The sequence below is a fragment of the Chelativorans sp. AA-79 genome, from assembly GCF_029457495.1.
Taxonomy (GTDB): domain Bacteria; phylum Pseudomonadota; class Alphaproteobacteria; order Rhizobiales; family Rhizobiaceae; genus Chelativorans.
The window spans coordinates 3,771,846-3,792,537 of record NZ_CP120361.1 but is presented as its reverse complement, the minus strand read 5'-3'; the positions used below and the strand labels follow the sequence as shown (position 1 = coordinate 3,792,537).

17 protein-coding genes are annotated in these 20,692 nt (G+C 63.6%); 11 read left to right on the top strand and 6 right to left on the bottom strand.

Features of this window, described 5'->3' with window-relative positions:
• Position 1: 1 nt before the first annotated feature.
• Positions 2 to 919 carry a DUF6282 family protein gene (locus tag PVE73_RS18635; RefSeq protein ID WP_277363674.1) on the bottom strand — a complete coding sequence of 306 codons (918 nt, stop codon included), beginning with the start codon at positions 917 to 919 and terminating at the stop codon, positions 2 to 4.
• 11 nt (positions 920 to 930) lie between these two features.
• On the bottom strand, positions 931 to 1,863 hold the full coding sequence (locus PVE73_RS18630; RefSeq protein WP_277363673.1) for a DUF6282 family protein: 933 nt from the start codon (positions 1,861 to 1,863) through the stop codon (positions 931 to 933).
• Positions 1,864 to 2,024: 161 nt separating this feature from the next.
• On the opposite strand from PVE73_RS18630, the gene PVE73_RS18625 reads away from it, so the two are divergent.
• The 3 genes from PVE73_RS18625 to PVE73_RS18615 all read left to right on the top strand — a co-directional run bounded on the left by PVE73_RS18625 (position 2,025) and on the right by PVE73_RS18615 (position 5,305).
• Positions 2,025 to 3,947: an NAD(P)/FAD-dependent oxidoreductase gene (locus PVE73_RS18625; protein WP_277363672.1), complete on the top strand. Its 1,923-nt coding sequence runs from the start codon at positions 2,025 to 2,027 to the stop codon at positions 3,945 to 3,947.
• Positions 3,948 to 3,950: 3 nt separating this feature from the next.
• Complete coding sequence (locus PVE73_RS18620) at positions 3,951 to 4,358, top strand: lipocalin-like domain-containing protein (protein ID WP_277363671.1); 408 nt, start codon at positions 3,951 to 3,953, stop codon at positions 4,356 to 4,358.
• Positions 4,359 to 4,432: 74 nt separating this feature from the next.
• The gene (locus PVE73_RS18615) at positions 4,433 to 5,305 is read left to right on the top strand and encodes a helix-turn-helix domain-containing protein (protein WP_277363670.1); all 873 of its coding nucleotides are present in this window, start codon (positions 4,433 to 4,435) and stop codon (positions 5,303 to 5,305) included.
• Between the two features lie 197 nt (positions 5,306 to 5,502).
• On the opposite strand, the gene PVE73_RS18610 is transcribed toward PVE73_RS18615, so the two are convergent.
• Positions 5,503 to 7,536 carry a transcriptional regulator gene (locus PVE73_RS18610; protein ID WP_277363669.1) on the bottom strand — a complete coding sequence of 678 codons (2,034 nt, stop codon included), beginning with the start codon at positions 7,534 to 7,536 and terminating at the stop codon, positions 5,503 to 5,505.
• A gap of 268 nt (positions 7,537 to 7,804) precedes the next feature.
• Between PVE73_RS18610 and PVE73_RS18605 the strand changes: the two genes are divergently transcribed.
• From PVE73_RS18605 to PVE73_RS18595, 3 genes are all read left to right on the top strand, one after another.
• Positions 7,805 to 7,954, top strand: coding sequence for a hypothetical protein (locus PVE73_RS18605; RefSeq protein WP_277363668.1), 150 nt, complete (start codon positions 7,805 to 7,807; stop codon positions 7,952 to 7,954).
• A 68-nt stretch (positions 7,955 to 8,022) separates the two neighbouring features.
• Complete coding sequence (cysK, locus tag PVE73_RS18600) at positions 8,023 to 9,108, top strand: cysteine synthase A (RefSeq protein ID WP_277363667.1); 1,086 nt, start codon at positions 8,023 to 8,025, stop codon at positions 9,106 to 9,108.
• Between the two features lie 22 nt (positions 9,109 to 9,130).
• Positions 9,131 to 10,609: a pyridoxal-dependent decarboxylase gene (locus PVE73_RS18595; protein ID WP_277363666.1), complete on the top strand. Its 1,479-nt coding sequence runs from the start codon at positions 9,131 to 9,133 to the stop codon at positions 10,607 to 10,609.
• A 68-nt stretch (positions 10,610 to 10,677) separates the two neighbouring features.
• Here PVE73_RS18595 and PVE73_RS18590 read toward each other — a convergent pair whose 3' ends face one another.
• Both PVE73_RS18590 and dctP read right to left on the bottom strand, forming a co-directional pair.
• The gene (locus PVE73_RS18590; protein WP_277363665.1) at positions 10,678 to 11,058 is read right to left on the bottom strand and encodes a carboxymuconolactone decarboxylase family protein; all 381 of its coding nucleotides are present in this window, start codon (positions 11,056 to 11,058) and stop codon (positions 10,678 to 10,680) included.
• A gap of 201 nt (positions 11,059 to 11,259) precedes the next feature.
• On the bottom strand, positions 11,260 to 12,327 hold the full coding sequence (gene dctP / locus PVE73_RS18585) for a TRAP transporter substrate-binding protein DctP (RefSeq protein ID WP_277363664.1): 1,068 nt from the start codon (positions 12,325 to 12,327) through the stop codon (positions 11,260 to 11,262).
• A 209-nt stretch (positions 12,328 to 12,536) separates the two neighbouring features.
• On the opposite strand from dctP, the gene PVE73_RS18580 reads away from it, so the two are divergent.
• The 5 genes from PVE73_RS18580 to PVE73_RS18560 all read left to right on the top strand — a co-directional run bounded on the left by PVE73_RS18580 (position 12,537) and on the right by PVE73_RS18560 (position 19,325).
• Positions 12,537 to 14,594, top strand: a complete 2,058-nt coding sequence (locus tag PVE73_RS18580; protein ID WP_277363663.1) for a TRAP transporter large permease subunit — start codon at positions 12,537 to 12,539, stop codon at positions 14,592 to 14,594.
• A gap of 122 nt (positions 14,595 to 14,716) precedes the next feature.
• On the top strand, positions 14,717 to 15,565 hold the full coding sequence (locus PVE73_RS18575; protein WP_277363662.1) for a MaoC family dehydratase N-terminal domain-containing protein: 849 nt from the start codon (positions 14,717 to 14,719) through the stop codon (positions 15,563 to 15,565).
• Positions 15,562 to 16,743, top strand: a complete 1,182-nt coding sequence (locus PVE73_RS18570; RefSeq protein ID WP_277363661.1) for a CaiB/BaiF CoA-transferase family protein — start codon at positions 15,562 to 15,564, stop codon at positions 16,741 to 16,743. The genes PVE73_RS18575 and PVE73_RS18570 overlap by 4 nt, the downstream gene beginning before the upstream one ends.
• Complete coding sequence (locus PVE73_RS18565) at positions 16,740 to 17,900, top strand: acyl-CoA dehydrogenase family protein (RefSeq protein WP_277363660.1); 1,161 nt, start codon at positions 16,740 to 16,742, stop codon at positions 17,898 to 17,900. Before PVE73_RS18570 ends, PVE73_RS18565 begins: the two co-directional genes overlap by 4 nt.
• A 12-nt stretch (positions 17,901 to 17,912) precedes the next feature.
• Positions 17,913 to 19,325 carry an MmgE/PrpD family protein gene (locus PVE73_RS18560; protein WP_277363659.1) on the top strand — a complete coding sequence of 471 codons (1,413 nt, stop codon included), beginning with the start codon at positions 17,913 to 17,915 and terminating at the stop codon, positions 19,323 to 19,325.
• A 124-nt stretch (positions 19,326 to 19,449) separates the two neighbouring features.
• Here PVE73_RS18560 and PVE73_RS18555 read toward each other — a convergent pair whose 3' ends face one another.
• Positions 19,450 to 20,673: an ABC transporter substrate-binding protein gene (locus PVE73_RS18555; protein ID WP_277363658.1), complete on the bottom strand. Its 1,224-nt coding sequence runs from the start codon at positions 20,671 to 20,673 to the stop codon at positions 19,450 to 19,452.
• Positions 20,674 to 20,692 lie beyond the last annotated feature (19 nt).

Sequence of the window (20,692 nt, the reverse complement as noted above, 5' to 3'; positions counted from 1 at the left end):
GTCATTTGTCTCCGATGTCGAGGCCGGTGAGGCGTGCGGCGTTTCGAGATAACATAAGCTGCAGGTCCGCCTCCGAGAAGCCGAGTGAGAGGCAAAGCCGGATCAGCGCCCTCAGGCCCTCCGCCGGCTTGAGGTTGTGCGCCTGCCCAAGCCCGGAGCTGAGGACGACCCGCGACCGGCCGGCGGCGGAGACCACGGCTTGCAGTTCCTCGCCCGTATGGTGCCGGTCCGGGCCGTCGATGAAGGCGGCGGCCGTCAACTCGATGAAGGCCCCGCTTTCCGCAAGCTCATCGAGATCGGCGAGTGTCGCGCCGGCATAGCGGACGGGCTGATTGACCAGGAGCCGCCGCACGCCTGCCTGCCGTGCCGCGGCGAACAGCGGGAGAACCTCGCTGACATGCAGGTGGCCGGAAGCCAGGACCGCGTCGTGTTCGGCAATCAGTTCGAGGATTTCCCTGGCGGGCTCGGTGATCGCGCCTTTCGCATCGATCACGCCCAACGCCTCGCGCGGCCGCATGCGCGCGTCCGCGTCCGAAGGCACGTCCCGATAGGATCGGCGGATATGGTTGGCGGCGGAAATCGTCGGCATCCAGACGATGCGCCCGCCAAGCATCAGCTCGTGCTCCACCGCATAAGGATTGAGCCCGCCGACATAATTGTTGAGCACCACACCGGACAAAAGCTTTACCGGCAGATCGGCGAAGACCGTCTTTTCGAGCGTGCGGGCGACCGGCGTGGTGGGATAATAATCATCGCGGAAGGCGAGGGCGGCTTGGCCCGCTGCCGCGGCTTCCTCCGCCGCTAGATCGTGGGTCAGATGCCGCGCATGGATTGAAGGTCCGCTGCGGCAGTCGAGATCGATCGCTCCGCGCATCAGCGCGTCGACCCGGCTTTCGCTTGCTCCGTCCGTCTCAAGCATACGCCACTCGCTCAAGGATGGAGACCGGCGGGCGGATCGATCCCGATCAGCCGGCAGGCATTGGTAGAGGTCATGGTGCGGATTTCCTCGAACGTGAAGCCGAGGTCGAGACAGAGCTCGATGGCAGCGCGGAAACCCGGCACAGGCCGGGGATTGAAGGTCTGCCCCAGATCGGACCCGATGATCGTATGCTCCAGCCCCGCCGCATCCACATAGGCGCGCAACTGCTCGAATGGGAATTTGCGCGACGGCCCCTCGATCAGCATGCAGGCGCAGTGCTCGAGATAGACGCCCATCTCCGAGAGCTCCTTGAGGTCGTCGATCCTGGCCTCGATCCAATAGGTGGGATGGCTGACCAGCATGCGCGCCACGCCGCGCGCCTTCGCCTCGGCGAAGAGCGGGAACATCTCGCTCACATGCAGATGCCCGCCGCAGAGGACCGCATCATGCGCCGCGATCAGGTCGAGGATGTCCCTGACCTCGGGAAGCAGCCTGCCTTTCGCATCCAGCACGGAAAGGCGGGTCGGTTCGCGCAGCCCCAGCCTTCCATGCAGGTCGTAGCGGAAGGCCGTGGTCAGGTGGTTGTGGGCGCAAAGGGTCGGCATCCAGACCATCCTCGCCCCGAGCATCAGCCCGTGTTCCACCGCGAAGGGATTGAGGCCGCCGAGCTGGTTGTTGAGGGGGACGCCGGACAGGAGGGTAAGGCGCCGCTTCTCATCCCGAAAGCGCTCCAGAACCCGCATGACCGGCGTGTTGGAGTAGAAATGGTCCTTGAAGAGCACGGCATGGAAGCCGGCCTCCTCGGCATCTCTGATCTCCTCCATATGGTCGAGCTTGCGTTCCATGACCGACGGCCCGCTGTGGCAGTGCAGGTCCACCGCACCCTTGAGCAGCGCATCGACGGTTTCCGCGCGGATATCCCTGGCCCGTTGCTGGACGGCCATGTCTGTCCTCCCCTGGCACGAAGCCAACGAAACAGGCCGAAGGCCTCGATGCATCGCCTATCTGATTTCATTTCACATCGTGAAATCCGTTCACAAAGCCGGCCCTCGATTCCTGCGACTTGGTTAGCCTTCGCCAACTTTCCGGGAGGACAGGGGCCGTTATGAGCACAACCGCCACAAAGCTGCGTTACGACGAACATGCCAGGTTGGTCGAACGGCTGGCCGATGCCGAACCCTCCACCCTGCTGATGGTCCTGGTGCAGCTGACCGGCGACATGGCGCTGCTCGATCGCTACGGGCCCATGCTGGCGAAACCGGGCGAATTCAACCACCGGATTCCCGAAGCCGACCTGCGCGAGCTCCTGAGCCGGCTGGCGGGCGTGCTGATGGACGAAACCCATGTGGCGCCCGAGATCGGGCCGACCGAACTGCACGGGATGATGAACGCCTTTTGCCGCGAAGAGGTGTCGGAACGCTATTTGCCGATGCTGTTCGAGGACCTTGGCTTCAAATCGTCTCCCAAGCACATGGAAAACGCCAGCCCAAAGGCGAAGGCCCAGGTGAAGGAGTTCAACGTGCTGGTGATCGGGGCAGGGGCCTCGGGCATCAATGCCGGTATCCAGCTTACCGAAGCCGGTATCCCCTATCAGATCGTGGAACGGCATGACGATGTCGGCGGGGTCTGGCACGAGAACACCTACCCCGACTGCGGCGTCGACAGCGCCAATCACCTCTACTGCTATTCCTTCGCGCTCAACCACAATTGGTCGCGCTATTATGTGCGCCAGGCCGAGTTGAAAGCGTATTTGAAGGACTGCGCCACCCGTTACGGCGTCATGGAGCATATCCGCTTCAGGCAGGAGGTGCTGTCCGTCCGCTTCGACACCACCGACAATCTCTGGCACTGCATCATCCGCATGCCCGACGGCAGCGAACGTGCGGCGACGGCCAATGCAATCATCTGCTCGGTGGGGCAGCTCAACCAGCCCATGATCCCCAAAATAAAGGGGCTGGAGGATTACAAGGGCGAGCAGATGCACACCGCCCGATGGAATCATAGCTACGATTTTGCCGGCAAGAACGCGGCGATGATCGGCACCGGCGCCAGCGGCATGCAGGCGGGACCGGCGCTGGCCAGAATTGCCCGGCACCTGACTATTTTCCAGCGCGGCGCGCCTTGGGTGCTCCCGCGCCACAACTACCACAACCTCGTCGCGGACAACGTCAAATGGGTGCTGGCCAATGTGCCCCATTATGCCCGCTGGTACCGCTTCCTGCTGTTCTGGGCCTATGGCGACGGCATCCACGACGCTCTGATCCGCGACCCCACTTGGAAGGGCGGCAAGCTGGCGATCTCGGAACGCTCCGAAGCCATCCGCAAGCTCTGGACACAGTATATCGACGAGGTCATGGCCGACCGGCCTGACCTCCGCGCCAAGGTACTGCCCGACTACGCCCCCTTCGGCAAGCGTTCGCTCCGTGACAATGGCTGGTTCGAAACGCTGAAGCGCGACAATGTGGAGCTCAACACCGACGGGATCGACCACATTGCGGCAGACGCCATCGTCGACAAGACCGGCAAACGCCATCCGGTCGATGCGATCGTCTGGGCGACCGGCTTTCACGCGAGCCGCATGGTCTATCCGATGGATGTGATCGGCGCGAACGGCAAATCCCTGCGCGAACTGTGGGGCGACGACGACCCGCGCGCCTATCTGGGCATCTGCGTGCCGGGCTTCCCGAATTTCTTCATGACCTACGGACCAAACACGAACCTCGCCCACGGCGGAAGCATCATCTTCCAGGCCGAGTGCCAGGTCCATTACATCCTCAAATGCCTGGAAACACTGTTCGAGACGGGCAAGGCGGCGATGGACTGCACACAAGCCGCTCACGACGCATACAACGAAAAGCTGGACAAGGCGCTGAGCCGGATGGTCTGGACCAACGAGGGCGTGACCAACTGGTATCAGAACAAGCGCGGCCGGGTGACCACGAATTCGCCGTGGCGGCTGGTCGAATACTGGGAACTGACCCGCAAGCCCGATCCCGCAGCCTTCAACTTCATCGGCGAGAGTAACTGACAAATGCAGGAAGAGCCCGACAAGTCCTATATGCTGATCGGCGTATGGAAGCTCGTCAACATCACCAACCGCGACGCCGAGGGCAATATCCTGCGCTCGTCCTACGGGCCGAGGAAGATGGGCCTCATCACCTTCAACGACGATCACCGCATGATGGTGGTGATCTCCGACGGGCGGGAACATCTGCCTTCCAGGCGCGAGCGCGAATATTCGTCCTATGCCGGCACCTATCGTTTCGACGGCACGACATTGGTCACGCGCGTCGACTGTTCCACCGTGCCGGACCGGATGGGGACCGACCAGGTGCGTCCCGCGCGGCTGGACGGCGTGTGGCTGATCCTGACCGCGCCACCGGCGGAAATCGAGGGTGTCATTAACTATCGCGACCTGACGTGGGAAAAGATACACTGAAGGTGACCCGAATGAACCGGAAGACTTGATGCACCCAGGATCGGGAGGCCGGGCACGGGAGATTGGGAGGAAGCATGACATCCTATACGCCGGTTAATTCGGTTCTGCGCACGCTCGAGGTTCTGAAGATCCTCAACCGGCAACGGGTCTCCTCGGTGGATCATATTCACCGGGTGACGGGCCTGCCCAAGCCGACCATCGTGCGCCTGCTCGAAACGCTGATCGCGGCGGGCTACGTCTCCAAGGAGGAGCGCGACAAGGGCTACCGGATCACCTCCCAGGTCACCGCGCTTAGCTGCGGATTTCACGGTGCGCCGCTGGCGGTTGAAACGGGCCGGCCCTGGGCCAAGGAATTGACCCGTGTGCACCGGTGGCCCGTCGCGATCGCGGTGCCGGACGGGAACGCGGTCGTCGTCTGCGACACGACCTGCAGGGACAGCCCGATGGCCCCCTATCACGCGCTCATCTACAAGCGGCTGGGGCTCGTGACCATGGCGCTGGGTCTGGCCTATCTCGCCTTCTGCCCGGCAGAGGAACGCCGGTTGACCATGCGGCTGCTTGAAACCTCCTCGCATCCCGATTCCAAGATCATGCAGTCGCCCGGCATGGTCGAACAGCTCATTCGGACCGCCCAGCAAACGCAATTCGCGGAACGCTCCGGTTCGATGACGTCGGACGCGTCTTCAAGCGTTGCCGTGCCGATCTACGAATACGGCAAGAGCAATATCCTCGCGACCATCGGTATGACCTACTACACCAGCGCCGTGCGCCGTGACGACGTGATCGAGCGTTACGTGCCCCATCTCCAGATGGCATCGGCCGCCATCAGCGAGAGTGTCGTTCGCATGAAAAGGGCACTCGAGGCCGAGAAGGCTGCGTGGTCCGAGGAAGGCAAGGACTGTCCAAAGGCAGCACGCGCCCAGAAGAGCGTGACCGAGCGCGTTTGAAACAGCAACGACGTTCCTGGCGGCGAGCAGATTGCCGGCACGTATCTGCGCTACGGCCAATTCGCGCCTGCGGGTTGTGTGCGCGGCGACCTGTGGGCGCAGGTGGTCGCGAGCCGCAACGCAGAAGCGCAGCGTCAGGACGACGGCGCGATGCAGGACGCCTGATTTGGAGTGCCCTCTGCGCCGTTCGAGCGGATCTACTGATCGAGCCCGACCCGTCTCGCCGCCTTGCGGAACAGTATTTCGGCATCGGCTTCGAACGTGAACGTTGCAAGGAAGTCGTCGACCCGGAAGTTCGGTTTCGACTGCCGGATCAGGGCGGCGAACGTCTTTCCTTCCTCGATGCGTCCGGCCAGAGCCAGGCAGTGCGCCGCGATCGCCAAAATGATGATATGCGCATTGGGGCGCGCAGCGGCCTTGATCGCCCAGTCCGCCGCTTCGTCGAATTGCCCCAGCCTGACATGTGCCATGGCGCGTGCGCCCAGCATTCCGAACAGCAACGGGTCGAACGGGCTCAGGCTGCGCGAATGATCAGAAGATGCTATGGCGGCGGCAGGATCGCCGGATTGCGACTGAACGAAGGACAGAGCGTAGTGACCGAGCGCGAAATTTGGACTGAGGTCGACGGCGCGTTCGAGTTCCGCCACGGCCTGCTCGGGACGCCGGCGCAACCACAGCGCGCGTCCCATCGCCCAATGCGCGGCCGGATCGTGATCGTCGACCATGAGGCTGCGCCCCGCTGCCTCGAAAGCCAGGTCCGTCTCGCCTTCGCGATTCGCCCATTGCTGAAAGGCATTCTGCCAGTGGGTGAAGGAAAGGCCGGCATACGCTCTGGCGAACGTCGGATCGATTTCGCTTGACTGTCTGAAGAATTGCTGGGCGATCTCGTTGTCCGCTTTGGTGAAGCGGTACATGTGCCAGAGTCCCCTGTGATAGGCTTCCCAGGCGTTGAGCGAGTTCGGCGGCTTGAGGATGGCGCGGTTTCTCTCGGCCGTCTCGATTTCGTTGGCGATCGAGGCCACGATCATGTCACCGATGTCATCAAGGACGAGAAAGGCTTCGTCCTGTCCGAGCAGGAACTCTTCCGACCAGACAATGCGGGCCGTGCGGGTTTCGACCAGTTCGATCGCCACCTGCGATTTCCCCCCAAGCTGCCTGAGCACGCCGCTGGCAAAATAATCCACATTCAGTCGCCTTGCGGCGTCTTCGGGTGCAACGCCCTGTTCGGTCAGGGCAAAGACGGATCCGCGCGCGATGACGAACAGGCTTCTCAACTTAGCCAATCGCGTGATGATGTCGTGAGTCAGCCCGTCCGCCAGCCGATTTCCAGCGGCCTCACTGTCCGGCGCCGCGAATGGCAGCACCGCGAGCGAGGCGCGACGGGGTCCCTCGAGAACGCCTTTCGGATCGGGTGCGAATTCTTCCGCCGACACGATGACTTGCCTAGCCGCCGCCTCGGTTGTCGCCGGCGCGACCGTTCCGCTTCGCATTTCCTTCCACGCCTTACGAATCGGACCGATGTCCATTTTCTCGGACTCGAAAAGGCGTGCGATCGCGGCGAGATGATGCTCCGCTTCGTTGGGCAGACCGCATGCGAGCAGCGTTCGCAGGAGGAGAATCTGGGATCGTGGGTCGAAAGGTGAAAGCTCGACCCACTGTTCGGCATAGGGCCGGAGATCGCGCGGGTCGTGCGGCAGGAGGTCGATCAACCGCTCCAGCAGCGCGATATGGCAAGCCCGATAGCGACGGCGCTGGGTTGCCAGCCAGTGATCGAGCTGGGGACTCCGACTAAGATCGAGACCTTCCAGGAAGTCGCCCACGACAAGACCGCAGAGGTCGCGCAGTCGGTCGATGTCCAGCATCTCAAGCCCGGTGCGCATTGCCGCATCGACCGTCAGCGCGTCGACCACGCAGTCGCCGAGGTCGAGCGTGATCAGGTCGTCTCTTGCCGAGATGCGGCTCCGACCAGGTTCGTCGAGGATGGTGCGCAGCTTGCTCAGGCACCAGCGCAGTTCGCCACGGGGGTCGTTGGGAACGTCGCCGAGAAGTTCGCAGAGGCGGCTGCGGCCTACGGGGCGCGGGGCGAGAGCGAGATATGCAAGCAGGGCGCGCACCTTTCGCGAAGGCGGCAGATCCGCAGCCTTGCCGTTCCGGATCACGGCAAGACGGCCGAACATCCGCACAGTGAGCGAGATGGGCGCAGCTTGTTCAAGGGGTTCGGGAATTTCCATGCGCGTTTCCACGCTTCCAACAACGCCTCCACCCTTATCCGGATACTACCACTGCCCATGGCCGATGGCATCATTGCAGTTGATTCATCGGATATCCCGACTCCGTGCACCGGCACGGATCGAGACAGGTGATCAGGGAGGATATGATGACCTCAGACCACTGCCGCGCACTTTCGGCGATCGTCGGCGCCGCATCGGCACCCGAAGGAAGAGCACGTTGCCGTCGTTTCCGGCGGGTTTGGCATGCCCCTGAGCGAAGAATTCGATCGTGACGGCGCAGCTGTTATGGCGCCCGGTACGTTCATCCAGAGAGGCCCATTTCGCCTGGACCGAGGAGGAGACGGTCGTGCAGATCAATGCCGTGGGGCCGTTCGGCGTCGAACATGTCGATCCCAGGGACGATCCGCGCATCAACTGAACGATGCGACCGGGCAGCCAGGGTCAAGCTGTCCGGTCGTCACCCAAACACCCGTTAGGAGATCAGAAATGAAAAGCAGTGAGAACATACGGACCACCGCCGGCAGAGGACGGCTGTTCGACAGCATTCTCGACACGGTCGGCGACACTCCGACCGTCAGGATCAACAATCTCGGCGTCGATCACGCCACCATCTACGTCAAGGCGGAATTCTTCAATCCGGCTGGCTCGGTCAAGGACCGCCTTGCACTCAACATCATCGAAGACGCCGAGCGTCGCGGTCTCCTGAAACCAGGACAGACCGTGGTCGAGGCGACAAGCGGCAACACCGGAATCGGGCTCGCCATCGTCTGTGCGCAGAAAGGCTATCCGCTGGTCGTGACCATGGCGGACAGCTTTTCCATAGAGCGGCGCAGGCTGATGCGGATGCTGGGAGCCAAGGTCGTGTTGACCCCGCGTGCCCTGAAGGGCTTCGGCATGTACCATAAGGCTGTCGAACTGGCCGAGGCCAATGGCTGGTTTCTTGCCCGACAGTTCGAGACCGCGGCCAACGCGGCCATCCACGAGGCAACGACAGCGCGCGAGATCATCAACGATTTTGCCGGTTCCCGCCTCGATTTCTTCGTCACCGGCTATGGAACGGGCGGCACAGTTGCAGGTGTCGGACGTGTCCTTCGACGCGAGCGCCCACAGATCCGGATCGTGCTGAGCGAGCCGGCGAACGCGCAGCTTCTGGGCAGTGGCCAAGCCCAGTCGCGCGGGCCGGACGGTGCGCCCGCGGCCACCCATCCCGCCTTCGAGCCGCATCCCATTCAGGGCTGGACACCGGACTTCATCCCCAATGTGCTCCAGGAAGCCGTCGACAAGCATCTCTATGACGAGGTGGTGCCGATCGCCGGACCCGAGGCGATCAGATGGACCCGGGATCTGGCGAGCAAGGAAGGAATCTTTGCCGGGATATCCGGAGGGGCGACATTCGCCGTGGCCCGTCAGGTCGCAGAACGAGCGCCTGCGGGGTCGGTGATCCTGTGCATGCTTCCCGACACCGGCGAGCGTTACCTTTCGACGCCGCTGTTCGAAGGCATAGAAGCCGAAATGGACGAGGAGGAACTTGCCCTTTCACGTTCGACTCCAGGCTTCCAGTTCGCCGCCTGAGGCGGCACGTACGAGGCATGCCATGGACGAGAAGCGCCAGTCCGCGCCAGTGGTCGTCGAAGAAACACTCGATCCGGATGATTGGCTGGATGTGACGCGCCTCGCCCACCGCGTCGTGGACGATGCCGTCGCCCATCTGCGACATGTGCGTCAGCGGCCCGTCTGGCAGGAGATGCCGAGAGGCGTTCGGTCCCGCTTCAACGAGCCGCTGCCGCGCGATCCCCAGCCGCTCGAAGCGGTGCTGCGGACGGTGGCGGCGGACGTCATGCCCTATCCGATGGGCAACGTGCATCCGCGCTTCTGGGCCTGGTATATGGGTTCCGGCAACGTGACCGGGGCGCTCGCGGACTTCCTGGCAGCGATACAGGGTTCCAATCTGGGCGGCGGCAATCATGCCGCCGCCCTCGTCGATCGTCAGGTGGTCGACTGGTGCAAGGAAATGGTCGGGTTTCCGACGACGGCGAGCGGCACGCTGACAAGCGGCGGGTCTGTCGCCAATCTGATCGGCTTGACGGTCGCGCGCAACGTCAAGGCGGGAATCGATGTTCGCGGACTCGGCGTCGCGGCGATCGAGAAGCCGTTGCGCTTCTATGGTTCCGATCAGATCCACAGCTGTCATCGCAAGGCCGTGGAGACGCTTGGACTGGGAAATCGGGCATTGCGGCGCATCATCACCGATGCCGACTTTTGCATCGACGTCTTCGCACTGCGGAAAGCGATCGCCGAAGATCGCGCGAAAGGCTTTCAGCCTGCGTGCATCATTGCCAATGCCGGTTCGGTCAATACTGGGGCGATCGACGATCTCGAGGCGCTCGCTGCCTTGGCAGCCGAGGAGGGAACCTGGTTGCACGTAGATGGATGCATCGGGGCGCTGATCGCCATCGCGCCGCGAAATCGGTCGCTCGTGGCCGGGCTGGAACGCGCAGACTCTCTGGCCCTAGACCCGCACAAATGGCTCCATGCGCCGTTCGACGTTGGCTGCTGTCTGGTGAAGGACGCGGCGGCGCACCGCGACTCCTTCGCTACGATATCCGAATATCTGGAATCGACGTCGCGTGGTCTGGCCTCGGCCGAATGGCTGCATGAACTCGGCCTTCAGACGTCGCGCAGCTTCCGCGCCCTCAAGGTCTGGATGGCAATGAAGGAGCATGGTGTCGACAAGTTCGGCCGGTTGATCGACCAGAACATCGACCAGGCACGTCACCTCTCGCTCTTGGTCGAGGCAACTCCGAACCTTTCGCTGATGGCGCCGACATCGATCAACATCGTCTGCTTCCGCTTCGATCCGGGCGGCCTGGACGAAGCGGCCCTCAAGACCCTCAACACGGAAATCATGCTCCGGCTCCAGGAGGACGGGGTGGCCGTACTCTCGGACACGACGTTGCGCGGCCGGCACTGCCTGCGCGCGGCAATCTGCAATCACCGAACGCGATACGACGATGTCGAGCTTCTCGTTGCGGAAATCGTGCGGCGTGGAAACCTGCTGGTGGGAATGCGCTGACGAGCCGCCAGTCGGGCGGCTCACGCTCAGTCGCTACGACAACCGGATATAGCGGAAGCAGGCCATGCTTAGAGTTGCCCGGCCTCCTCCAGAATCTTGCGAGCGATGCGGAAGCACTCGACTCCGCAGGGGACACCACCGTAGATCGCGACGATGTGGATGGCGGCGCGGATCTGTTCCTTGGTGACGCCATTGCGCAAGGCGCCGCGGCAATGGGTCTCCCATTCATGCCAGCGGCCGAGCGCCCCGAGCATCGCGAGATTCATGAGGCTGCGCGTCTTCGGGTCGATCGCATCGTCGCCCCATCCAAAACCCCAGCACCACGCTGTCATCGCCTCCTGAAACGGAAGGCTAAAATCATCCGCCGAAGCGAGGTTCTTCTCGACATATTCCGCACCGAGCGTCGCCTTGCGCTGTGCCAATCCCTTGTCGAACAGTTTCTGGTCCATCTGACTCTTCACCTTCCTGATAATGCCTCGTCGGCTATGGTGCCCGTTTTCGTGCCATGCGGGACGGCGGTCCCCATGACGGATTGCCTCGTGTCGATGCGAGGCAATCTTGCCTCCCGCCACGCCGGACGCGGTGGGGGTATTCTCGCGGCGCACAAGCACGCTGCCGGCGCCGATGCGATCTTTCAGGCAAGCCCGCAGTCACTTTCCGAGAGCGGCGCGGGCACGCTCCACGTAGGCCTCGCCGTCGAAGCCGAGCTCCCGAGCCCGGTCGTAGAAGGACTGGTAAGCGGCCTCGGCATATTCCGGGGCGGTGACGCGGTTCACCTCGCTCTGCGGCGCGGTCCAGTATTCGATGCCCGCGGCTTCCATCTCGGCGACGGCAGCGTTGACGTAATCATAGAAGTTGTAGAGCGCCTCGTGCTCGAGATCGTCCATCTCCGCCTGGATTGCCGTGCGCAGGTTCTCGGGGATCGATTCCCATGCATCCTTGTTGATGATGACGACCCAGCCGGTGATCGGCCCGATCTGCCAGTTCTGCACGTTCTCGGCCAGACGCCAGTATTCCTGGCCATTGCCGTAGCAGGTGGAAGTGAACACACCGTCGATGACACCGCGTTCGAGCGCAGGCGGTATCTCCGAGAGCGGCAGCGGTGCCGGCTCCGCCCCGATCGCCTCCATCAGCGCGGCCGTCTGGGGATTGTGGACCCTGAGCACCTTGCCGCGGAAGTCCTCCAGCGTGCGGATCGGCTCCTTCGAGAACAACGCCTGGCTGCACCAGGCTCCTTCGGCCAGAACGACCGCGTTCCAGTTCTCCTCCCACAGCCGCTCCACGTCCTCGCACCAGAAGGCCTCGCAGAGATAGGTGTATTCGGCCATGTTGTTGACGAGGCCAGGCAGGTTGAACAGACCCATGCGCGGGTCGTCGCCCGCCAGATAGGTGTGCAATGCGCCGGACATCGGCACGCGTCCGTCACGCACCGCCGCGGTGATCTGTGTGCCGCCGACCAGCGAATCGTTGAGTGTGACCTGGACCTTCCCGTCGGTCGCCTTGGAAACGCGCTCGGGCACCTGCTCCATCATGGCCGTGTAGAGCGAGTTCGGAGACGCAAGCACGCCCATCGTCAGATCGAAGTCCTGGGCGACGGTCTGTGAGGGCAGGGCCAGCACGGCGGAAAACGCGAAACCGAACGCGACCGAGCGTGCCGCCACGCCGCCGATCAGCCATGCGGATCCGCCGGAACCCGCCTTGTCGAGCTTCCTCGTCATGCTTTTCCTCCCTGTTTTGGTAGAAGGGCGAGCCGGACTGCCCTCCGCTGAAATCGGACGTGATGACAATAATACAATCACACAGGAGATTGCAACGGTTGAAAGCCGATGCTAGCTTCGGTAGGTGTCCCCGCCTGCCGCGCGGCCCCGGCATAAGTATGCGGCTTTGTCGTGTGTTGGCGAAGGGAGCCTGAGCGGGAGGATTTCAGATGCAGCACGCGGAGAAGCGCGCGGACGCGCGCCCGGCATATTCGGGCGAGCCTTCATCTGCCGTCACCCTCATAGACCGCGTCAGCGACGCGACGGGGTATCTCAGCGCGCTCGCGCTCATCGTGATGACCTCGATCGTCTGCTTCGAGATCTTTTCGCGATATGTGCTCAACGATCCCACCTACTGGGGTACGGACATCGCCACCTACATCTTGATCGGCATGACCTTTCTGGGGCTCGCCCAGGCGCAGAAGGCGGGCGACCATGTGCAGGTGGAACTCGTACTCGCCAATCTGGCGGCGGACTGGCGCCGCGTCTTCGAGATCTTCGCCAACTGGCTCGGACTCGTCTTCGTTCTCTTCACCGGCTGGCAGATGGTGATCTTCAATTACCAGGAGTATGTGAACGACACCCGCGACTGGGGGCTGCTGGGCACCCCGCAATGGATCCCGCAGGTTCCCGTCTCCATCGGCTATGCCGCCTTTGCGCTCGCCATCTTCGGGGACATCCTCAGGAGCAGCAAGCCGCACCGTTTCTTTCCCGTGCTGGCGCCGGTGCTTGCGCTCGGCCTTCTCCTGTTCCTTTTCTGGCTAGGCACCAGGCCGGTGGTCCCGCCCGGCTGGCGGCTCGATTACGGTTCGATCGCAATCGTGGGGATGGCGCTGGCCGGCGTGCTCCTCGTCAACGGCCCCAGGATGCTCATGGCAGTGGGGGGCGCGATCGGCGCTTTCGGCCTCCTCTACTGGACGGCCAAAGGAGCGGCCCTGCCTCTGATCGGCCTTCTCCTCGTCGCCACACTTCTCGGCCTGCTGCTCATCGGCGTGCGCGTGGCGCTCACGCTCGGCATCGTCGGGCTGCTCGGGCTGCTCTTCCTCCTGCCGAACCCGCTGCTTTCGGTCCTGGCGGAGCGCTCCTGGAACAGCGTCAACACATTCACGCTCACCGCCGTGCCGATGTTCGTTCTCATGGGCGCGCTGCTCATCCGCAGCGGGGTGACCAGCGAGATGTTCGACGCGCTGACGCGCTGGTTCGGCCGCACGCCAGGCGGGGTGGCGCATGCCACGGTCGGCGCCTCGGCTGTGTTCGCCGCCGTATCCGGCTCAAGCCTGGCCACGGCTGCCACCATGGGCAAGGTCGCCTGCCCCGAGATGACCAAGCGCGGCTACAGCCAGAGACTTACCTTCGGGGTGGTGGCGGCAGGAGCCACGCTCGGCATATTGATCCCGCCCAGCATCGCCATGATCATTTACGGCACGACGGTCGGCGTACCCGTCACCCAACTCTTCGTCGGCGGCATCTTTCCGGGCATGTTGCTGAGCCTCGGCTTCATGGGCGGCGTGGCGGCCTGGTCCGTCCTGCGGCCCACGGCGACGCCGCGCGGCGAGAGCTTCACGCTTGCGGAGAAGCTGAAGGGCACGGCCTCCGTCCTGCCGTTTGCCGTCATCATCCTGATGGTGCTGGGCTCGCTCTATCTCGGCATCGCCACGCCGAGTGAAGCGGGTGCGGTCGGGGTGGCCGCATCCTTCCTCATCTCCCTCCTGCGCCGCATGATTACGATGCGGGCGATGGCGGAGATCGCGCTGGAGACGGTTCGCGTCACGTCCTTCCTGCTGATGATCGTCGTCGGCGCGGCGATCATGAGCTGGGTCTTCGATTTCCTGCGCATCCCGCGCACGCTGGTGAGCTATGTCGAGGCGACCGAGCTTGCGCCATGGATGATCATGCTGGTGATCGCAGTGATCTATGTGGTGCTCGGCATGTTCATCGAATCCATTTCCATGATGCTGATGACGTTGCCGGTCACCTTCCCCATCATCATGTCGCTGGGGCTCGATCCGCTCTGGTTCGGCGTGGCGCTCGTGATCATGATCGAGGTCGGGCTCGTCACGCCGCCGGTCGGCATCATCCTGTTCATACTGCGTGGCGTCGCCGGCAACGTGCCCTTGCGCGAGATCGTCTATGGCGTCCTGCCTTTCGTAGGCATCATGCTGGGGTTCCAAGTCCTTATCTATGCCTATCCAGAGATCGTGACCTGGCTGCCGGAGCGGATGAAATGACGACAGCGGAGCCTCCAGAGACGGGTGCGCTGCGCGGAAAAAACAGGTAATACGGTAAGACAATCCTGTTGCGGCCGGCGAGCGTTCCCCTTTATCGTGCCCAAGGCAATCAGGAAGTACATATGGAAAAGCCGCTCGAAGACTGGATCGGGAAGTCGGAAACGCGCCGTGACGTCCTCACCGTGGATACTGTCGCACGTTTCCTCGCGATGCTTGACCGCGACGATCTCCCGCTTGGCGAGGGCGAACCTGCGCCCCCGCTTTCCCATTGGCTCGCCTTCCTGCCGCGCGAAAAGCAGTCGGAGCTGGGACCGGACGGCCACGCCAAGCGGGGCGGCTTCCTGCCGCCGGTCCATCATCTGCCGCGGCGGATGTGGGCAGGAAGCAGGCTCGATTTTCGGGGCGCCCTGCCGGTGGGAGCGGTGCTCGAGCGCCGTTCGACCATCGCCTCCGTAGAGCGGAAGGAGGGGCGGGGGGGCGAACTCGTCTTCGTCACCGTCCGCCACGAGATCGGCAGGCCCGACGGTCCCGTTCTCGTTACCGACGAGCACGACATCGTCTATCGCGGCCTGCTGCAGGCGGCAGCCGCGCCTGCACAGGAGAACCGGGAGCCGGGTGAATGGCGCCGTTCTCTGATGCCGGATCCGGTCCTGCTCTTCCGCTATTCCGCGCTTACCTTCAATGGGCATCGAATCCATTACGACCGGCCCTACGTCACCGATGTGGAAGGTTATCCCGGTCTCGTCGTCCATGGCCCACTGACGGCCACGCTGCTGCTTGATCTCGTCCGTCGCAGGCTGCCGGCCGCGCGGGTCGAGACATTCAGTTTCCGCGCCGTTTCGCCTCTCTTCGACGGCCGTGAGATGCATCTCAACGGCAATCCGCCGGACGCGGAAGGCAAGGTCGATCTCTGGGCCACGAATGCCGAGGGAGGCCTGGCGATGACGGCGACCGCCTTGGTGGAAGCATGACGCGCCCGCTCGACGGAATTCTCATCGTGAGCCTGGAGCAGGCCATCGCCGCGCCCTATGCGACCCGGCTGCTCGCCGACCAGGGCGCCCGCGTGATCAAGGTTGAACGGCCGGACGGCGGCGACTTCGCGCGCCAGTACGATAAACGCGCGCGGGGGGAGGCCAGTCACTTCGTGTGGACGAACCGCTCCAAGGAGAGCCTGACGCTCGACCTGAAGAAACCAGAGGCAATCACCGCGCTCAAGCGGCTTACGAAGAGGGCTGACGTCTTCGTGCAGAACCTGGCGCCCGGTGCGGTCGACCGCCTTGGACTTGGCCATGAGACGCTGCGCACGGAAAACGAAAGGCTGATCACCTGCGCGATCTCCGGATATGGACAAAGCGGCCCCTACGGCGGGAAGAAGGCCTATGACCTCCTGATCCAGGCCGAGGCCGGTTTCCTTTCCGTCACGGGCACGCCGGAGACGCCGGCCAAGGCGGGAATCTCGATCGCCGACACCGCGGCCGGCGTCTCGGCCTACAGCACTATCCTCGCCGCGCTCCTGAACCGTCACAGGACCGGCAAGGGCGACCACATCGAGATCTCCATGCTGGAGGCCATGGCGGAATGGATGGGCTATGCCATGTATTTCGCAACCGACGGGGCCGAGCCGCCGCCGCGCGCGGGAGCCGGCCACGCGACCATATTTCCTTACGGCCCCTATAATACATCCGACGGCACGGTATTGTTCGGCCTGCAGAACGACCGCGAATGGCAGGCCTTCTGTCGCCTCGTGCTGGAGCGGGAGGATCTCGCGGCGGATGGGCGCTTCAAGGGGAATGCGGGTCGTGCGGCGCACAGAGAGTTGCTCGATCCGCAGATCCGTTCGGCCCTGGCCGGGCTGACGACGGCGGAGGCGATATCGCGGCTCGAGACAGCCAAAATAGGCACGGCGAGCGTCAACGACATGGCTGCGCTGTGGGCACATCCGCAGCTTGCCGCGCGCGGGCGATGGCAGGATGTCGGCCTGCCTGGCGGCATCATCCCGGCCCTTCGGCCATTCTCCGGCGCAGCCTGGCAGCCCCGGCTCGACCCTGTTCCCGCTCTTGGTGAGCATACCACTGCCATTCTCCGCGAGATCGGATTGGGTGAGGAGGAGATTGCCGTGCTGGCAAGCCAAGGAAGCGCATCGTCATGAAAACCCCGCTGGACGAATATCAAGACCTTCGCGAAGCGCTGCGTGCGCTTTGCTCCGAGTTCCCGCCGGAATACCACCGCAGGCACGGCGCCGATCAGACCTATCCGGAGGAATTCGTCGACGCACTGACCAAAGCTGGCTGGCTCGCGGCCATGATCCCAGAAGAATATGGCGGCTCCGGGCTGGGGCTCGTGGAGGCCTCCATCGTCATGGAGGAGATCAACCGGGCAGGCGGCAATGCGGGCCATTGCCACGGCCAGATGTACAATATGGGCACGCTGTTGCGTCACGGTTCTGACGCACAGAAGGAGAACTATCTGCCGAAGATCGCCTCCGGAGAGCTGCGCCTGCAATCCATGGGCGTCACCGAGCCGACGACCGGAACCGATACCACGAAGCTGAAGACCACGGCGGTGAAGAAAGGCGACCGCTATGTGGTCAACGGCCAGAAGGTCTGGATCTCGCGCATCCAGCATTCCGACCTGATGATCCTGCTCGCCCGCACGACACCGCTTGCCGAGGTGAGGAAGAAATCCGAAGGTCTTTCCATCTTTCTGGTCGATCTCAGGGGAGCGATAGGCAAGGGGCTGACGGTGAAGCCAGTCCGCAACATGGTGGGTCACGAGACGAACGAACTGTTTTTCGATGATCTGGAGATTCCCGCCGACAACCTGATCGGCGAGGAGGGCAGGGGGTTCCGGTATATTCTTGATGGACTCAACGCGGAGCGGACCCTGATCGCCGCCGAATGTATCGGCGACGGTTACTGGTTCACCGATAGGGCGGTAACCTACGCGAAGGAGCGGCGGGTCTTCGACCGCCCGATCGGACAGAACCAGGGGGTACAGTTTCCGATCGCTCGCGCCTATGTGAACATAGAGGCGGCGAACCTGATGCGTTTCAAGGCGGCGCGGAGGTTCGACGCGGGGGAGGACTGCGGCGCGGAGGCCAACATGGCCAAGCTGCTGGCGGCGGATGCCTCCTGGGAGGCCGCCAATGTCTGCCTGCAGACTTATGGCGGATTCGGCTTCGCAGAAGAATATGACGTGGAGCGGAAGTTCCGCGAGACCCGGCTTTACCAGGTCGCCCCGATCTCGACGAACTTCATCCTCTCCTATGTGGCGGAGCATGTGCTCGGCCTCCCGCGTTCCTTCTGAAGGACTTGAACCATGGGCGAACGCAATCCGCTTCTTGGGACGGCAAAAGGCACGGAGACAGCGGATCTGGCCGCCTTCGCGGCAGGGGTCGGCTATGAAGCCATTCCCGGTGACGTGATCGCTCGCATCACCGAGCTTTTCGTGGACTGGGTGGGGTCCGCGCTCTCCGGCAAAGGACAGCGGCCGATCCTCGCGCTTGAGCGCTATGCAGACGCAATGGGACCTGCGGACGGCCCGGCGGAGATCCTGACGAGCGGTCGGAGAACCTCGCCCGTTTTCGCGGCCACCGTCAACGCCGCCGCCAGTCACATCTCTGAGCAGGATGATGTTCACAACGGCTCTGTCTTCCATCCGGCCGCCGTCGTGTTTCCAGCGGCGCTCGCGACTGCGCAGGCACTCGGCGCGTCGGGCCGGGATCTCCTCACGGCTTCGGTTGCGGGCTATGAGGTCGGCGTTCGGGTTGGGGAATTCCTCGGCCGTTCGCATTACACGGTCTTCCACACCACAGGCACGGCCGGCGCCCTTGCCGCGGCCGCAGCCACGGGGCGGCTGCTGGGGCTTGACGCGGCGGCCATGCTCCATGCCTTCGGCTCTGCCGGTACACAGGCGGCTGGGCTCTGGGAATTCCTGCGCGATGCCGCCGATTCCAAGCAGCTGCATACGGCCAAGGCCGCAGAGAACGGCCTGATAGCGGCCTGGCTCGCCAAAGATGGCTTTACGGGCGCGAAAAGAATTCTGGAGGGAAAGCAGGGTCTTGCTGCCGGGACGTCGAGTGATGCCGATCCCTTACGGCTTCTCGACCGCCTGGGTGTGCGCTGGGCGGTGACGGAAACGTCTTTCAAGTTCCACGCCTCCTGCCGGCATACGCATCCCACCGCCGATGCGCTGCTTCGGGTGATCGAGCGGCACGATCTCAAACCGGCAGACATCGCCGGCATCGTCGCGCATGTGCACCAGGGCGCAATCGATGTCCTCGGCGCCGTTTCGAAGCCGCGGTCCGTGCATCAGGCGAAGTTCTCGATGGGCGCCACACTCGGCCTCGTGGCGGTGCGCCGGTGCGCCGGACTGGCGGAATTCGCGCAGGTGCTCGAGGACGATGAAGCGCTTTCCTTCATCGAGCGCACGAGAATGGTGCTCGACCCGGAGGTGGACAGCGCCTATCCCGCGCGTTGGATTGGCAAGGTCACCGTATCGACGATCGATGGCCGCGAGCTTCGCGGTCGCGTGGACGAGCCGAAGGGCGATCCGGGGAATACGCTTTCGCGAGACGAAATCGAGACGAAATTCCGCTCGCTCGCTCTTTCCGGCGACGCCGTGCGTGAGCGGGAACTCGGTCCGCTGCTCGATGGGCTCTGGCGAATCGGGAAGATCGAGCGCGTCGAAACCTTGTTGTCTTCACACATGGAAGCATCAAAAACCGCGTGACGTATCGCGCGACTTCCTTGGCCGCCAGAGGCAGGTATGGCGGCCCCGACCGCGGGCGGCCGGGGGGTGTCCCCACCGGCCGCCAATCAGCCGAGGCACGCCGCGCGCGCCTCGGCATGCGTGGTCATTCGCTCGGCCAGCGCGGCTCGGCCACGGCCAATTCTTCCGGGAACACCGTGACCGGTACACCGTCCTGCCACTGGATGATGGTCAGGCTCGCGCCCTCGCGGCGCCCCTTTTCGTCGAAGCTGATCGTGCCGCCGGGATAGTACTCGCTGGGACCACCATCGAGATTGCGCAGCGCTTCGGCCACCGCTTCGCGGTCGCGGCTGCAAGCTTCCTCGAGCGCGGCCTTGAAGATCCAGATGTCGCCGTAGGTGGAGATGGCGTTCTGGGTCATCCAGGGTTCCCCATAGCGCTCGTTGAGCCGCTGGATCAGCTCTTCCTGGCCTTTCACGCCCCAATTGGCGACGGCCGACATCACGCCTTCCAGAAGCTCAGGATCCATCACGTTCAGAACTTCCGGCTCCGCGATGGCGATGCCGAAGGAGATGGTCGGCACATCAACACGAAACTCCTGCATCTTCTGAAGAATGAGATTGGCGTCGGAGATCACGGTCGGCAGGAAGAAGAGGAGATCGGGCCGGCTCGTGCGCACGCGCTGCACCAGCGACGAGGCGTCGGCCAGCGGCGGCGTGAAGACTTCCTCCATGACCACCTCGAGCCCGAGATCGTCGAGCAGGCCGCCCTTCATGCGCTCCACTGACGAGAGCGACGCTGCTGTGTTGTCGGTGATGATCGCCACCGTTTGCGGGCGCTCGCCCGTTTCCCTTTCCGCCAGGTCCATGATGATCGGCAGGGCGATCGAGGCCTGTGCGCCCGCCGTCGCCGAGGTCTGGAAGACATTCTGGAATCCGCGCTCGGTGATCAGGTCCGAATAGGACAGCGTCAGGATCGGCAGGTTTGCCCGCTCCGTCACCTCTGTGACCGCCAGTGTGAACGAGCTGAGATAGGCGCCGGTGGCACCGACCAGGTTCGGGTATTCGGCAACCATACGCTGGGCGGCGTTTGTCGCCTTCTCGACACTGTCGCCGCTATCGATCACGACCAGTTCGAGCTGCGCGCCGTCGAGGCAGGAGATGCCTCCGGCGGCGTTCACGTCCTCGATCCCGAGTTCGGCACCCATCTGCATCACCTGGCCGGGACGGGCATAGATCCCCGAGACGGGAGCGATGAGGCCGATCTGCACCGGCTCCGGCCCGTCCTGGCCTGTAGCAGCCCCGGCCAGCGCCAGGGCGGTAAGCGGCGCAGCCGCGCTCGCAAGAAGAAGCTTTCGCAGGATATGCATTTTCATTCCTCCCTTTCTG

Coding starts and splice junctions, on each gene's coding strand:
- PVE73_RS18555 (WP_277363658.1), bottom strand. CDS start 20,673: ATGCATATCCTGCGAAAGCTTCTTCTTGCGAGCGCGGCTGCGCCGCTT.
- PVE73_RS18575 (WP_277363662.1), top strand. CDS start 14,717: ATGGAAAAGCCGCTCGAAGACTGGATCGGGAAGTCGGAAACGCGCCGT.
- PVE73_RS18610 (WP_277363669.1), bottom strand. CDS start 7,536: ATGGAAATTCCCGAACCCCTTGAACAAGCTGCGCCCATCTCGCTCACT.
- PVE73_RS18615 (WP_277363670.1), top strand. CDS start 4,433: ATGACATCCTATACGCCGGTTAATTCGGTTCTGCGCACGCTCGAGGTT.
- PVE73_RS18570 (WP_277363661.1), top strand. CDS start 15,562: ATGACGCGCCCGCTCGACGGAATTCTCATCGTGAGCCTGGAGCAGGCC.
- PVE73_RS18560 (WP_277363659.1), top strand. CDS start 17,913: ATGGGCGAACGCAATCCGCTTCTTGGGACGGCAAAAGGCACGGAGACA.
- PVE73_RS18630 (WP_277363673.1), bottom strand. CDS start 1,863: ATGGCCGTCCAGCAACGGGCCAGGGATATCCGCGCGGAAACCGTCGAT.
- cysK (WP_277363667.1), top strand. CDS start 8,023: ATGAAAAGCAGTGAGAACATACGGACCACCGCCGGCAGAGGACGGCTG.
- PVE73_RS18590 (WP_277363665.1), bottom strand. CDS start 11,058: ATGGACCAGAAACTGTTCGACAAGGGATTGGCACAGCGCAAGGCGACG.
- PVE73_RS18635 (WP_277363674.1), bottom strand. CDS start 919: ATGCTTGAGACGGACGGAGCAAGCGAAAGCCGGGTCGACGCGCTGATG.
- dctP (WP_277363664.1), bottom strand. CDS start 12,327: ATGACGAGGAAGCTCGACAAGGCGGGTTCCGGCGGATCCGCATGGCTG.
- PVE73_RS18625 (WP_277363672.1), top strand. CDS start 2,025: ATGAGCACAACCGCCACAAAGCTGCGTTACGACGAACATGCCAGGTTG.
- PVE73_RS18580 (WP_277363663.1), top strand. CDS start 12,537: ATGCAGCACGCGGAGAAGCGCGCGGACGCGCGCCCGGCATATTCGGGC.
- PVE73_RS18620 (WP_277363671.1), top strand. CDS start 3,951: ATGCAGGAAGAGCCCGACAAGTCCTATATGCTGATCGGCGTATGGAAG.
- PVE73_RS18565 (WP_277363660.1), top strand. CDS start 16,740: ATGAAAACCCCGCTGGACGAATATCAAGACCTTCGCGAAGCGCTGCGT.
- PVE73_RS18595 (WP_277363666.1), top strand. CDS start 9,131: ATGGACGAGAAGCGCCAGTCCGCGCCAGTGGTCGTCGAAGAAACACTC.